This is a genomic window from Streptomyces sp. Tu6071 (assembly GCF_000213055.1).
GTDB lineage: Bacteria > Actinomycetota > Actinomycetes > Streptomycetales > Streptomycetaceae > Streptomyces > Streptomyces evansiae.
The window spans coordinates 2,147,650-2,161,137 of the sequence record NZ_CM001165.1 but is presented as its reverse complement, the minus strand read 5'-3'; the positions used below and the strand labels follow the sequence as shown (position 1 = coordinate 2,161,137).

10 protein-coding genes and 1 riboswitch are annotated in these 13,488 nt (G+C 73.0%); of the genes, 5 read left to right on the top strand and 5 right to left on the bottom strand.

Translation table 11 applies throughout. From position 1 onward, the window contains the following. The first annotated feature begins 78 nt into the window (after positions 1 to 78). Positions 79 to 435, top strand: a complete 357-nt coding sequence (locus STTU_RS08680; protein ID WP_007821873.1) for a hypothetical protein — start codon at positions 79 to 81, stop codon at positions 433 to 435. Positions 436 to 669: 234 nt separating this feature from the next. On the opposite strand, the gene STTU_RS08675 is transcribed toward STTU_RS08680, so the two are convergent. From STTU_RS08675 to gcvT, 5 genes are all read right to left on the bottom strand, one after another. After that, positions 670 to 3,423 carry a SpoIIE family protein phosphatase gene (locus STTU_RS08675; RefSeq protein ID WP_007821866.1) on the bottom strand — a complete coding sequence of 918 codons (2,754 nt, stop codon included), beginning with the start codon at positions 3,421 to 3,423 and terminating at the stop codon, positions 670 to 672. Between the two features lie 178 nt (positions 3,424 to 3,601). After that, positions 3,602 to 4,969, bottom strand: coding sequence for an L-serine ammonia-lyase (locus STTU_RS08670; RefSeq protein WP_007821864.1), 1,368 nt, complete (start codon positions 4,967 to 4,969; stop codon positions 3,602 to 3,604). Positions 4,970 to 5,139: 170 nt separating this feature from the next. Beyond that, a complete protein-coding gene (gene glyA / locus STTU_RS08665) occupies positions 5,140 to 6,408 on the bottom strand; it encodes a serine hydroxymethyltransferase (RefSeq protein WP_007821861.1) in 1,269 nt (422 codons plus the stop codon). A 47-nt stretch (positions 6,409 to 6,455) separates the two neighbouring features. Next, entirely contained in the window at positions 6,456 to 6,839 is a 384-nt protein-coding gene (gene gcvH / locus STTU_RS08660) for a glycine cleavage system protein GcvH (protein WP_007821858.1), read from the bottom strand. A 137-nt stretch (positions 6,840 to 6,976) separates the two neighbouring features. Beyond that, positions 6,977 to 8,116, bottom strand: a complete 1,140-nt coding sequence (gene gcvT, locus STTU_RS08655) for a glycine cleavage system aminomethyltransferase GcvT (RefSeq protein ID WP_043254596.1) — start codon at positions 8,114 to 8,116, stop codon at positions 6,977 to 6,979. 144 nt (positions 8,117 to 8,260) lie between these two features. Further along, a riboswitch (glycine riboswitch) is annotated at positions 8,261 to 8,364 on the bottom strand. Positions 8,365 to 8,615: 251 nt separating this feature from the next. On the opposite strand from gcvT, the gene STTU_RS08650 reads away from it, so the two are divergent. The 4 genes from STTU_RS08650 to STTU_RS08635 all read left to right on the top strand — a co-directional run bounded on the left by STTU_RS08650 (position 8,616) and on the right by STTU_RS08635 (position 13,475). Further along, the gene (locus STTU_RS08650) at positions 8,616 to 9,551 is read left to right on the top strand and encodes an AAA family ATPase (RefSeq protein WP_007821854.1); all 936 of its coding nucleotides are present in this window, start codon (positions 8,616 to 8,618) and stop codon (positions 9,549 to 9,551) included. A 227-nt stretch (positions 9,552 to 9,778) separates the two neighbouring features. Continuing rightward, positions 9,779 to 10,549, top strand: coding sequence for an enhanced serine sensitivity protein SseB (locus tag STTU_RS08645; RefSeq protein ID WP_007821847.1), 771 nt, complete (start codon positions 9,779 to 9,781; stop codon positions 10,547 to 10,549). 182 nt (positions 10,550 to 10,731) lie between these two features. Beyond that, the gene (locus STTU_RS08640) at positions 10,732 to 11,577 is read left to right on the top strand and encodes an enhanced serine sensitivity protein SseB C-terminal domain-containing protein (RefSeq protein ID WP_043254593.1); all 846 of its coding nucleotides are present in this window, start codon (positions 10,732 to 10,734) and stop codon (positions 11,575 to 11,577) included. A gap of 899 nt (positions 11,578 to 12,476) precedes the next feature. After that, entirely contained in the window at positions 12,477 to 13,475 is a 999-nt protein-coding gene (locus STTU_RS08635) for an ABC transporter permease (protein ID WP_007821844.1), read from the top strand. Positions 13,476 to 13,488 lie beyond the last annotated feature (13 nt).

Sequence of the window (13,488 nt, the reverse complement as noted above, 5' to 3'; positions counted from 1 at the left end):
CGTGGGAGACGGCGGGAAGGGCACCCGGCTCCTTACAGCGGAACCGCGACGGGCGGTTCCCCAAAGTCGGGAGACACCATGACGGACGGCAACCTGTGGAACTACGGTCCCGAGGTCACCAACTACGCGGACGCCGAGATCGTCGGCTACAAGGTCGAGGCCCGCGACGGTCACATCGGGAAGGTCGACAAGCACTCGACGGACGTCGACAGCCAGTACATCGTCGTGGACACCGGCGTCTGGATCTTCGGCAAGGAGGTCCTCCTCCCGGCCGGCACCCTCACGGGCATAGACCACGAGAACAAGACGGTGACGGTCAGCCGCACCAAGGACGAGATCAAGTCGGCCCCGGAGTTCGACAAGGACAAGCACCTCACGGACCCCGGCTACCGCGGCGAACTCGGCACGCACTACGGGCGCGGCGGCGCCCTCTGACCCCGCCTCTCACGCCTCCGGCCCGGACCACCACGGTTCGGGCCGGAGGCGTGTCCGGGGGCGTGTGGGGGGCGGTGCGTGTGCGGGCCGGGGGTGTCCGGGGCGTGTGCGGCTCACGCAGCGGCTGACCAAGGCGTCCGCTGACCAAGGCGTCCGCCGACCCCGGCATCCGCCGACCCCAGTGCCCGCCGACCCGGCTATCCGCCACCCCGGACACCCCTCCGTCAGCGCGGGTCAGCCCAGGTCCTCGTCCGACCACTGGTCGAGAAGGGCGTCCGCGTCCTGCTCCCCGGCCTCCCGGTCGCCGTCCGTCAGGAGCTGCTCGGTCCAGATCACCTTGCCGCGGTTCAGGTAGCGGGTGCCCCAGCGGTCGGCGAACTGCGCGACGAGGAAGAGCCCGCGCCCGCCCTCGTCGCTGCTCTTGGCCCGTCGCAGGTGCGGCGCGGTGCTGTTGCTGTCGGTGACCTCGCAGATGAGCCCCGACACGTCGTGCAGCAGCCGCAGGCGCGCGGGCGGGGCGCCGTAGCGGATCGCGTTGGTGACCAGCTCGCTGGTGATCAGCCCCGTCGTGTACGAGAGGTCGTCGAGGCCCCACGCGTCGAGCCGCGCCAGCACCTCCCCGCGCAGCCGCGAGACGGCCGCCGGGTCCGAGGGGATGTCCCACTCCGCGATCCGCTCGGGGGACATCCGCCGGGTACGGGTCACGAGGAGCGTCACGTCGTCGCCCGGCTCCGGCACCAGCAGGCGGTCCATGACGGCGCCGCACGTCTCCTCGGGCCCGCGCCCCGGCACCGCGAGCGTGTCGCGCAGCAGCGCCAGCCCCGTGCCGATGTCGCGCTCCCTGTCCTTGACGAGCCCGTCCGTGAAGAGCACGAACAGGCTGTCCGGGGGCAGGACCAGGTCGGTCTTCTCCACGGGCAGCCCGCTGCCGAGGCCCAGCGGCGGCGAACCGGGGATGTCCGGGTACGAGGCCACCCCGTCCGGGGTCACGAGCGCGGGCCCCGGGTGCCCGGCCCGCGCGACCGCGCACACCCCGGAGACCTGGTCGTAGACCGCGTACAGGCACGTGGCCCCGGTGACGGCGGGATCGTCGCCGCCCGGCGACTCGGCGTTGTCCTCGTCCTCGTCCATCCGCGCCACCAGCTCGTCGAGGTGGGCGAGGAGTTCGTCGGGAGCGAGGTCGAGCGCGGAGAAGTTGTGCACGGCGGTGCGCAGCCGCCCCATCGTCGCCGCCGCGTGCACCCCGTGCCCCACGACGTCCCCGACGACCAGCGCGAACCGGGCCCCCGAGAGCGGGATGACGTCGAACCAGTCCCCGCCGACCCCGGTCTTCGTGGGCAGGTACCGGTACGCGACCTCCAGCCCCGACTGCTCAGGCAGCGCCCGCGGCAGCAGGCTGCGCTGGAGCGTCACGGCCATCGAGTGCTCGCGCGTGAACCGCCGCGCGTTGTCGACGGCGACGGCCGCGCGGGCGGCCAGCTCCTCCGCGAACGAGACGTCCTCCGCGTCGTACGGGGGCTGCTCCGAGCGCCAGAAGTCCGCCATGCCCAGCACGACACCGCGGGCCCGCAGCGGCACCGAGACGAGCGAGTGGATGCCGAAGTCCACGACCTCCCGGGCCCGCTCGGGGGCGTGCGTGCTCCACTCGGCCGAGTCCGTCAGATCGGTCCGCAGTTGCGCGCGCCCCGTCACGACGGCGTCCGCGACGGGGCTACCCGGCAGGAAGTCGATGACTTCCCCGGCCGGGAGGAGCGGGTGGTCGTCCCGGATGCCCCGGGCCGTGACCCGGCGCATCTCGGTGCCCACGAGCGTCGGCTCCTCGCCGCGCAGCACGGGTTCGAGGAGTTCGACGCTGACGTAGTCGGCGAAGCGCGGCACGGCGATCTCGGCCAGCTCCTCGGCGGTGCGCACGGTGTCGAGCGTCGTCCCGATCCGTACGCTCGCGTCGTACAAGAGCTGGAGGCGGTCGCGGGCGAACTCGGCCCGGTTCGCCAGTTCCCGCAGCTCGGTAGTGTCGCGCAGCGTGGCCACCGAGCCCTGCCGCCCCTCGCCGTCCTCGCTCACGGGACGCTGGTTGAAGGCGACGAGGCGGTCACCGACCGCGCGCATCTCATCGTTGGCCGCGTGTCCCGAGGCGAGGAGCGAGGCGATGCCGGGGGCCATGCCCACCTCGTGCACGTCACGGTCCGTCACCTCCTCGCCGGTCAGGCCGAGGAGCCGCCGTGCCTCGTCGTTGACGAGCAGCAGCCGTTCGTCGGGGCCGACGATGACGACGCCCTCGCGCACGGCGTGCAGTACCGCGTCGTGGTGCTCGTACATCCGCGTCATCCCGGCGGGTCCGAGCCCGTGCGTCTGCGAGCGCAGGCGTCGGCTCACCAGCGCGGTACCCACGACGGCGAGGGCGAGCGCCACCGCGAACAATCCGCCGAGGACGGGGAGCTCTCCGACGAAGACGTCGTTGATGCTCTGCAGGCGGATGCCCGCGGAGACGAAACCGACGATGTGGTGCCGCCCGTCGAGGACGGGGCTCGTCGTCTCGACGGCCTCACCGAAGCGGCTGCTGTCGAATACCTCCTGGAAGGGCTTGCCCGCGCGCGCCCGTGAGAAATCCCCCGAGACGTGCTTGCCGATGAGCGAGGGATCGGGGTGGCTCCAGCGGATACCGGCCGGGTCGAAGGCGACGACGTACGTGACGTCCGCCTTCTCGCGCGCGGCCTCGGCGCTCGGCTGGAGGACCGCGCTCGGGTCGCGCGAGCGCATGGCGGCGACGGTGCCCGGCGCGTGCGCGAAGGTCTCGGAGACGGCACGGGAGCGGTCGTACGCCTCACGCGTCGCCCGGAAGTGCACCTCGCGCACGAACACGGCGGCCATCAGCAGGGCGAGCACGACGATCACGAGCAGCTGCAGGGCGAAGACCTGGCCGGCGAGGCTGTGGGGGCGGCGCGGGAACAGAGCCCGCGCACGCCGGAGGACTCGTGTCGCGCGCATGGACAAGTTGTAACGCGCCCGCCCTGGCCCGCTCGCGACGGCGCTCCGCGCACCACCCGCCCGACACGCGGGACGCCCCGCGCGTGCCCCCGGGACGCTCGCGCCGCGCGGGGGTGGGTACGGGGGTGGCCGGGGTCGGCGGTGGCCCCCGCGCCCCTCGCCCGCCTGGGTCCGGCCCTCAGCACTCGATGATGTTCACCGCGAGCCCGCCCCGGGCCGTCTCCTTGTACTTGACGGACATGTCGGCGCCCGTGTCGCGCATCGTCTTGATGACCTTGTCGAGCGAGACGAGGTGGCTGCCGTCGCCGCGCAGCGCCATGCGGGCCGCGGTGACGGCCTTCGCCGCCGCCATGCCGTTGCGCTCGATGCAGGGGATCTGGACGAGGCCGCCGACGGGGTCGCAGGTCAGGCCCAGGTTGTGCTCCATGCCGATCTCGGCCGCGTTCTCGACCTGCTCGGGGCTGCCGCCCAGCACCTCCGCGAGCGCCCCGGCGGCCATCGAGCACGCCGAGCCCACCTCGCCCTGGCAGCCGACCTCGGCGCCCGAGATCGACGCGTTCTCCTTGAAGAGCATCCCGACCGCGCCCGCCGCGAGCAGGAAGCGCACGACGCCCTCCTCGTCGGCCCCCGGCACGAAGTTCATGTAGTAGTGCAGGACCGCCGGGATGATGCCCGCCGCGCCGTTCGTCGGCGCCGTCACGACGCGACCGCCCGCCGCGTTCTCCTCGTTCACCGCCATCGCGTAGAGCGTGATCCACTCCATCGCGCGGGCGAGCGGGTCCCCCTCCGCGCGGAGCTGACGCGCCGAGGCCGCCGCCCTGCGGCGGACCTTCAGGCCGCCCGGGAGGATGCCCTCGCGCGACATGCCGCGCGCCACGCAGTCCTTCATGACGCGCCAGATCTCCAGGAGCCCCGCCCGGATCTCGTCCTCGGTGCGCCACGCCTTCTCGTTCTCCAGCATGAGCGCCGGGATCGAGAGCCCCGTCTCCCGCGTGAGCCGCAGCAGCTCGTCGCCCGTGCGGAAGGGGTACCTCAGCACGGTGTCGTCGAGCTTGATGCGGTCCTCGCCCACCGCGTCCTCGTCCACGACGAAACCGCCGCCGACCGAGTAGTACGTCTTCTCCAGCAGCAGCGCGCCCGCCTCGTCGAACGCGAACATCTTCATGCCGTTCGCGTGGTACGGCAGCACCTCGCGGCGGTGCAGGAGCAGGTCCTCGTCGTAGTCGAAGGGGATCTCGTGCGCGCCGAGCACCGAGATGCGCCCGCCCGTGCGGATCTCCTCCACGCGCGCGTCGGCGTGCTCGACGTCGACGGTACGGGGCGAGGCGCCCTCCAGCCCGAGCAGCACCGCCTTCGGGGTGCCGTGCCCGTGCCCGGTGGCGCCGAGCGAGCCGAACAGCTCGGCGCGCACCCGCGCGGTCGGCACGAGCAGCCCCTCGTTCTTGAGCCGGCGGGCGAACATGCGCGCCGCCCGCATGGGGCCCACGGTGTGCGAGCTGGAGGGGCCGATGCCGACGGAGAACAGGTCGAAGACCGAGATGGCCACGGAACACTCCTCAAAAGACGGACGTCGTTGTCCGTCCGGGAACGGGGGACGTGCGGAAGAACAAACGGGTACGGGGGGCGCGCGGCCCGTCCCGCGCGCCGGGGGTCACTCCCCAGTGTGCGGGACGGGCCGGAAAGGGGCGAAAGGCCCCCGCGGGGTCGTACCCGGACTCAGGCGCCCAACGCCGGGTACAGCGGGTACTTCTCGGTGAGCGCCGTCACCCGCGCGCGCAGCGAGGCCGCGTCGTAGCCGGGCTTGAGCGCCTCGGCGATGATGTCGGCGACCTCGGCGAAGTCCGCCGCGCCGAAGCCGCGCGTCGCGAGCGCCGGGGTCCCGATGCGCAGACCCGAGGTGACCATCGGGGGACGCGGGTCGTTCGGGACCGCGTTGCGGTTGACCGTGATGCCGACTTCGTGGAGTCGGTCCTCGGCCTGCTGGCCGTCCAGCTCCGAGTGGCGCAGGTCGACGAGGACGAGGTGCACGTCCGTACCACCCGACAGGACCGAGACACCGTGCTCGGTGACGTCGGCGGCGACGAGGCGCTCCGCGAGGACGCGCGCGCCCTCCAGGGTCCGCGCCTGGCGGTCCTTGAAGTCGTCCGAGGCCGCGACCTTGAAGGCCACCGCCTTGCCCGCGATCACGTGCTCCAGCGGACCGCCCTGCTGACCGGGGAACACAGCCGAGTTGATCTTCTTCGCCAGCTCGGCCGTCGACAGGATCACGCCGCCGCGCGGCCCGCCCAGCGTCTTGTGCGTCGTCGTCGTGACGACGTGCGCGTGCGGCACCGGCGAGGGGTGCAGACCCGCCGCGACGAGCCCGGCGAAGTGCGCCATGTCGACCATGAGGTACGCGCCGACCTCGTCCGCGATCCGGCGGAACGCGGCGAAGTCGAGCTGACGCGGGTACGCCGACCAGCCGGCCACGATGAGCTTCGGCCGCGCCTCGCGCGCCAGCTTCTCGACCTGGTCCATGTCGACCCGGCCGGTCTCCTCGTCGACGTGGTACGCGACGACGTTGTAAAGCTTGCCGGAGAAGTTGATCTTCATGCCGTGGGTCAGGTGACCGCCGTGGGCCAGGTTCAGGCCCATGATCGTGTCGCCCGGCTTGAGCAGCGCGAACATCGCGGCGGCGTTCGCCTGCGCGCCCGAGTGCGGCTGCACGTTGGCGTGCTCGGCGCCGAAGAGCGCCTTGACCCGGTCGATCGCGAGCTGCTCGACCACGTCGACGTGCTCGCAGCCGCCGTAGTAACGACGGCCCGGGTAGCCCTCGGCGTACTTGTTGGTGAGCACCGAGCCCTGCGCCTCCATGACGGCGACGGGCGCGAAGTTCTCGGAGGCGATCATCTCCAGCGTGGACTGCTGGCGGTGCAGCTCGGCGTCGACCGCCGAGGCCACCTCGGGGTCGAGCTCGTGGAGCGGGGTGTTGAGGAGCGAAGACAAGAGTTCAGTCCCTATCGTGCGTCGTCTCGAACGTCGTCCGTGCGCCGTCAGGCGTCGGAGCCGGCGAAGGCCGCGTACTCCTCGGCGCTCAGCAGGTCGCCGGGCTCCTCGCTCACGCGCACCTTGAAGAGCCAGCCGCCCTCGAAGGGGGCAGAGTTGACGAGCGAGGGGTCCTCGACGACGTCCGAGTTGACCTCGGTGACCTCACCGTTGACGGGCGAGTACAGGTCGCTCACCGACTTCGTCGACTCCAGCTCGCCGCAGGTCTCGCCCGCCTCGACGCTGTCGCCGACCTCGGGGAGCTGCGCGTAGACGACGTCACCGAGCTGACCGGCGGCGTACGCCGTGATGCCGACCGTCGAGACGCCGTCCGCGGCGGCCGACAGCCACTCGTGCTCTTTGCTGTACCGCAGGTTCGTGGGGTTGCTCATGGCCTGAATTCTCCTGTACGCGGGGGAGTGGTGGGGAAAGGGGATGCGGGAGGCACGGGTACGGGACCGCGCCGTACGCGGAGCGCGCGCTCCCGTACGGACAGCGCCCGCGCGGCGCGCCCGGCGACTCGCGGACGCTACTTCTGCCGCTTGTAGAAGGGCAGCGCCACGACCTCGTACGGCTCCTGCTTGCCCCGGATGTCGACGCCGACGCCCTCCGTGCCCGGCGCGGCGTGCGCGGCGTCCACGTAGGCCATCGCGAGGGGCTTGCCGAGCGTCGGGGACGGGGCACCCGAGGTGACCTCGCCGACGACCTGCCCGTCCGCCACGACCGCGTACCCGGCGCGCGGGACCCGACGCCCCGCGGCGATCAGCCCGACGAGCTTGCGCGGCGGGGTGCTCGCGGCCTTCTCGGCGGCGGCCTCCAGTGCCTCGCGGCCGACGAAACGGCCCTCGTTCGACGTCTTCTCGAACTTCACGACGCGCCCGAGGCCCGCGTCGAACGGCGTGAGCGCGGTGCTCAGCTCGTGCCCGTACAGCGGCATCCCGGCTTCGAGCCGCAGCGTGTCGCGGCAGGCCAGCCCGCACGGCACCATGCCGGACCCGGTCCCCGCCGCGAAGAGCGCGCCCCACAGCTTCGGCGCGTCGGCAGGGGCGCAGAACAGCTCGAAACCGTCCTCGCCCGTGTAGCCGGTGCGCGCGATCATGACCGCGACGCCACCCGCGGAGCCGGGCAGGCCCGCGTAGTACTTGAGCCCGTCGAGGTCCGCGTCGGTGATCTTCGCGAGGATGCGGGCCGCCGCCGGACCCTGCACGGCGAGGAGCGCGTACGCGTCCCGGTCGTCGCGCACCTCGGCGTCGAAACCGGCCGCGCGCTCCCGCAGCGCGTCGAGGACGGTCTGCGCGTTGGAGGCGTTGGCGACGACGAGGTAGGTGTCGGCACCGGTGCGGTAGACGATGAGGTCGTCGAGGATGCCGCCGTCCTCGCGGCAGATCATCGTGTAGCGGGCGCGGCCCTCGTTCACGGAGCCGATGTTGCCGACGAGCGCGAAGTCGAGGAGGTCTACGGCCTGCGGCCCCGCGACGGTGATCTCGCCCATGTGGGAGAGGTCGAAGAGCCCGGCGCGCTCGCGCACCGCTGTGTGCTCCTCGCGCTCGCTGCCGTAGCGCAGCGGCATGTCCCAGCCGGCGAAGTCGGTCATCGTCGCGCCGAGCGCGCGGTGCGCGGCGTCGAGCGCGGTCCTGCGGAGGGGGGCGGTGTCTGGCGTGTCGCTCATGCGGTCGGCTCCCAGAAACGAGACGGGCGAGGTGGTTCCTCCCCATCTGTCATCGGGACCTGAGAGGTTCGCCATGACCCGCGCGCGGCGGGCGGACTTGCACCGTGGGTGGGACCGGTCGCCCGGCCCGCTTTTCAGATGTGCCTCGCCCGCGCGGTATCGGGGCCTGAGAGATTCAAGGGAGGGACTTGCTCCTTCGGCGCCCCGGAGCGGCTGTGCGGCTCCCGGGACTCTCCCGCGCGGATTCAAGCGGCCGTTATGAGGTTGTCCAGCCGTCCGGCCCTGGAGCCGTCGCGCTGGGGTGAAGCGGTCGATCGCCGCCATCATCGCACGCCTCTCCGGGCGACAGAAGGGGCATCCCGCCCCCCGGTGGCGAGGTGCGTCACGCCGGGATTCCCGCACCCCCGGGCTGGGCACTGTCCCGGTAGTCCGCATTACCTTCTCTTTACTCTGAGGGGGCGTGCGGCGGGCGGACCGCGAGCACGGGGGAGGAATCGCGATGCGGCAGCAGACCGGCACGGAGCGTGGCGACACGGGTACGGGGGGACGGGCTGGGGCGGGGGCGGGTACGGGAGCGCGGGGCGGGGCGGGTACGGGGGAGCGGGCCGAGGTGGGCGCGGGGGCGAGTGCGGGGGAGCGCGGCCGTGCGGGCGCGGGCGGTGGCGGGGGAGTGGGCAGTGGTGCGGCGGAGCGGGCCGAGGTGGGCGCGCGTAGTGGTGCGAGGGAGTCCGGCGGTGCGAGGGGCGCGGCACCGTACGCCGGGGACGCGCCCGCGCACCGGGCCGCGCCCCGCGTCCTGGACCTGCGCGAAGGCGCCCCGTACGCCCCCCGGCGGCTACGGTTCGCCGAGGGCGACCTCGTGGCCGTCTCCGGGCTCCCCGGCAGCGGCAAGTCGACGCTCCTGGCCCGCCTCGCCGCCGCCCGCACCATCGACTCGCAGGACACCCGCGAGCGCTGGGCGGCCCGGCTGCCCGCCCTGCCCTACGCCCTCTACCGGCCGCTCGTCCGCCTCGACCACTACCGCGTCCTGCTGCGCGCCGCCCTCACCACGCGCGAGAGCCTCCTCGTGCACGACTGCGGGACGCTGCCCTTCGTCCGGGCCCTGCTCGCCCTCGCCGCCCGCCGCCGCGGCACCCGCTTCCACCTGCTCTTCCTCGACGTCTCCCCGCCGCTCGCCCGCGCCGGTCAGCGCGCCCGCGGACGCGAGGTGAGCCGGTACGCCTTCGCCCGCCACCGCAGGGCCGCGGGCAGGCTGCGCGCACGGGCCGCGCGCGGGCTGCTCCCCCGCGGCTGCGCCCACCTCGTCCTCCTCGACCGCGAGGCCGCGGCGGAACTGGCGGCACTCGACTTCGTACCCCCGCCGCGACCCCGGGCGACACCGCACACGACGAAGGGCCCCGCGCTCCCCGCGCCGCGCGGCGCGGCGGACGGCTGAGCGGGTCCGGGGCCCAGCCGACCCCGGTCCGGGGCCGGTCGGGGACCGGTCCGAGGCCGGTCGGGGGCCAGTCCGAGGCCGGTCGGGGCCGTGCCAGGGCCGGGCCGCCTGTCGGCGCCGCGCGCTACAGTGCGCCCGCAAGCAGCGAACGGCAGCGGCCCCGCGCACAGCGGCGGCCCGGTGAACGACAGCGGGTCAGGCGCCCGCGGGCTCAGGGTGGGAAGCGGATGAACGTTCCGGCGCAGACGACGGCCGAGACCGCGCCGTACGGCGGATGGCCGGGCAACGAGCTGGAGCAGGTGCTCGTCGCCTCGCTCGGCGTGCCGGGCGCGGGCGGGCGCATCGTCGAGACGCTCGGGCGCGCCACGATATGGGTGCCGCTGCCCAAGGGCGGCGGCCCCGAGAGCATGGCGCTCGACCTCCCGGCGGTCGAGCTGGACGGACAGGCGTACGTGCCGGTCTTCAGCTCCCAGTCGCAACTGCTCGGCGTCATGGGCACGTACACGCCTTTCGCCGAGGTCGCCGCGATCGACTTCGCGCGCGGACTGCCCGCGCAGCTCGGCATCCTCCTCAACCCCGAGGGCACCGTCACCGTGCCCCTGCCGCCGCCCGCCGTCGCCGAACTGTGCCGCGCGGGGCGCACGGTGCTCGACGGGCCGGGCGGCGGCGGCCGGGTGCGGCTGCGCGAACCGGACTGGCAGGTGGACCCGGTGGACTTCCTGAGCGCCGCCGCCGAGGAGTTCGCCGTCACCGGGCTCGTCCGCACCGCCCGCCGCTGCCTCGCGGAGGTCGAGGACCAGCCGCCCTCCCTCTTCGTGGGCGTGGAACTGAGCGACCCGGCGGGCGGCGAGGCGGTGCTCGACGCGCTCGGGCGCGCGCTCGGCCGGGCCCCCGTCGCCTGGCCGGTCAACCTGATCCTCCTCGACGTGGCCCAGGACCCGGTCGCCGACTGGCTGCGGGGCCGGGTGCGCCCCTTCCACACGGCCGCGGGGTACTGAGCCGCCGGGGAGCGCGCGAGGACCGGTCCGCGCGCCGAACTGGTTTCATGGGAGGTCGCGCGCGGGTCGGGGACGACGTCGCGCGGCGCTTCGGCACGAGGTCGCGCGCGGCGCGGCCCTGCGCTCCGGGACCGGGGCCAGTACGGTGGGGCGGTCGATTCACGACGAAGGGGCGGTCACAGGTGAGTGCGTCGGGCACGGCGGCCGGGGGCGAGATCCCGGGCCGCACGCGGCCGGGGACGGGGGAGTACCTCGAAGAGGCGTTGCGGCAGGTCGTACCCGGCCGCTTCGACTCCTACGAGGCGCTGTTGCACGCCCTCGCCACGAGCAGCGTCCACATGCTGCTCTTCTCCGGCACCCCGGGCTCGCCCGAGGCGCGGTACAGCTCCATGGACGTGGCCGGGCACTCCTACGCGCCCTGCGTCACCTCGCCCGGCGAACTCGCGGTGAGCGGCTGGAGCCGCGCGCAGGTCCTGGAACGGGGCGAGGCGGTGGCCGCCGCCCTCTACCCGTCCCGCCGCGGCCTGTGGCTCAACCCGCACGCGCCCGGCGGCGGCGTCGGCATCCCCTGGGCCGACCTGCGCCGCGTCGCGCTCGGCCCCGCGACGCAGCCGGCCGGCCCGCTGCGGCTCGCCGAACCGACCATCGAACTCCCGCAGTTCTACGCACTCCTCGCCCAGCAGGCGCACCGCACCGCGGTCGTCCGCGGCCTGCACCGCGCCTGGGTCCAGCCGACCGCGGGCCTGCCGTGCCTCACCATCGGCCTCGACCTCTACGAGGAGGGCCCGCAGTCCGTCGAGGCCGCGCACACGATGCTCCGCCTCTCCTCGACCGCCCTCCCCGAGGACCTCACGGTCATGGCGGTCTCGCTCATGGACCCGCACGACCCGCTCGCCCAGTGGCTCCGCGAACGGACCCGCCCGTTCTACACGCGGGAGGCCCACGCGCCGGGCCAGGCGGCGGGACAGATCCCCGGGCAGGGCCCCGGCCAGGCTCCTGGCCAGGGGTACGGGTACCCGCAGCCGTAGGCGGGGTCGCAGGGCTGAGGGGGCAGGGCTGCCCGCGCGGAGGCGGTTTGGTCGTGGTCCGGTGCAGGCGCCTGCACCGGGTGCGGGGCCGCAGAGCTGAGGATGCGTGGACAGCCCCCTCCCGGCGGTGCGTGGACGGACCCCCACCCGGGGGTGGGTAGAACGGATCCTCCCTCCCGGGGGTGCGTGGACGGCCCCGACGCCCCGCCTCGTACGCGCCCGGTCGAGAGTTCCCTCCCCACGGCTGCGTGGACAGCCCCCTCCTCCCGGGGGGCGACCCCAATACCATCCTCCCGCACCCCCCACCCCGCCCCGCCCCCGCCACCGAAATCTGTGGACAACTCCGCACTTCCTGAAAATCGCCTCACCCCTCCGAGTGAGGCGATTTCGCGTGACGGCCGTTTGTCCACAGCCTGTCCTCGAAGTCGCCCCCGAGGTGCTAATGCCCGCCTCTGCCCCCGTCGCACCCCTCCTGCATGCTCCTGCCCCCTCCTGCGCCCCCATGCCCCCCTGTACCCCCATGTGACGCCTTTCGCCAGGTGACTTGATCATCATCGCTCCCAACTCGTCCACCATGTGGACGAGTTGAAGGGGGTGCTGAGGCTATTTCGTGGTGATGTCCGACATTGACGCAGGTGGTGCATCGGCGCGCTTTGCCATCATCGAACGAAGTAACTCCCCGCTGTTCGGGTTGCGTTGACCGCTTTGCGGATAACGGTGAAACCGAATACGGATCACGGTTGCGCAACCTTTGGCCGGAGGGTCTGGCCGCCGTGTGCGGGCGGGATGAAGACTTCCGTGCTCAGGGACGGACCGTTCCCGCGTACGACTGTTCGACAGGCCGCTTCGGGCGGCAAGTGTGGGCCGGCCACCGCCGGTTGAGAGGGGTCGCTGGCACGATGACGGCACCACTGCATGAGCCGGCGGAGATGGCACCCTCGGCCGCCGATCTCAAGGCCGGCATGCCCAAGGAGAAAGTGCAGGGACGCTCTCTCGGCAGAATCGCCTGGGAGCGCCTCAAGCGCGACAAACTCGCCCTGGGCGGCGGGGTGATCGTCGCCGTACTGGTCCTCGTGGCCGTCTTCGCGCCGCTCATCGCGCACCTGTACGGCCAGGACCCCGACTCGTACCACGAGAACCTCATCGACCCGCTGTTCTCGACCCCCAAGGGCTCCCTCGGCGGGGCGAGCGGTGACCACTGGCTCGGGGTCGAACCGGTCAACGGCCGGGACATCTTCGCGCGCATCCTCTACGGCGCGCGGATCTCGCTCCTCGTCGGCTTCCTCTCCGCCCTCGTCGCCGTCGCCCTCGGCACCGTCCTCGGTGTCCTCGCCGGCTACTTCGGCGGCTGGGTCGACGCGCTCATCAGCCGCGTGATGGACGCGCTGCTCTCGTTCCCGCAGCTCCTCTTCATCATCGCGCTGGTCTCGGTCATGCCCAACGAGATGCTGGGGATGTCCGGTACGAGCGTCCGCGTCTTCGTGATGATCCTCGTCATCGGCTTCTTCGGCTGGCCCAACGTCGGTCGCGTCGTGCGCGCCCAGACGCTGAGCCTGCGCGAGCGCGAGTACGTCGAGGCCGCGACGAGCCTCGGAGCGGGCAAGAGCCACATCATCTTCAAGGAACTGATGCCCAATCTCGTGGCGCCGATCATCGTCTACACGACGATGATGATCCCCACGAACATCCTCAACGAGGCCGCGCTGAGCTTCCTCGGGGTCGGCGTGAAGCCGCCGTCGTCCTCCTGGGGGCAGATGCTCTCCAGCGCGCTCAGCTACTACGAGACCGACCCGATGTACATGGTCGTGCCGGGTGTGGCGATCTTCGTGACCGTCCTCTCCTTCAATCTCCTCGGCGACGGCGTGCGGGACGCGCTGGACCCCCGGGGCTCCCGCTAATCGCCCAATCCAC

Bases quoted from the DNA above. Each gene is read 5' to 3' on its own strand.
- STTU_RS08680 (WP_007821873.1), top strand. From the start codon at position 79: ATGACGGACGGCAACCTGTGGAACTACGGTCCCGAGGTCACCAACTAC.
- STTU_RS08675 (WP_007821866.1), bottom strand. From the start codon at position 3,423: ATGCGCGCGACACGAGTCCTCCGGCGTGCGCGGGCTCTGTTCCCGCGC.
- gcvH (WP_007821858.1), bottom strand. From the start codon at position 6,839: ATGAGCAACCCCACGAACCTGCGGTACAGCAAAGAGCACGAGTGGCTG.
- gcvT (WP_043254596.1), bottom strand. From the start codon at position 8,116: ATGAGCGACACGCCAGACACCGCCCCCCTCCGCAGGACCGCGCTCGAC.
- STTU_RS08650 (WP_007821854.1), top strand. From the start codon at position 8,616: ATGCGGCAGCAGACCGGCACGGAGCGTGGCGACACGGGTACGGGGGGA.
- STTU_RS08645 (WP_007821847.1), top strand. From the start codon at position 9,779: ATGAACGTTCCGGCGCAGACGACGGCCGAGACCGCGCCGTACGGCGGA.
- STTU_RS08635 (WP_007821844.1), top strand. From the start codon at position 12,477: ATGACGGCACCACTGCATGAGCCGGCGGAGATGGCACCCTCGGCCGCC.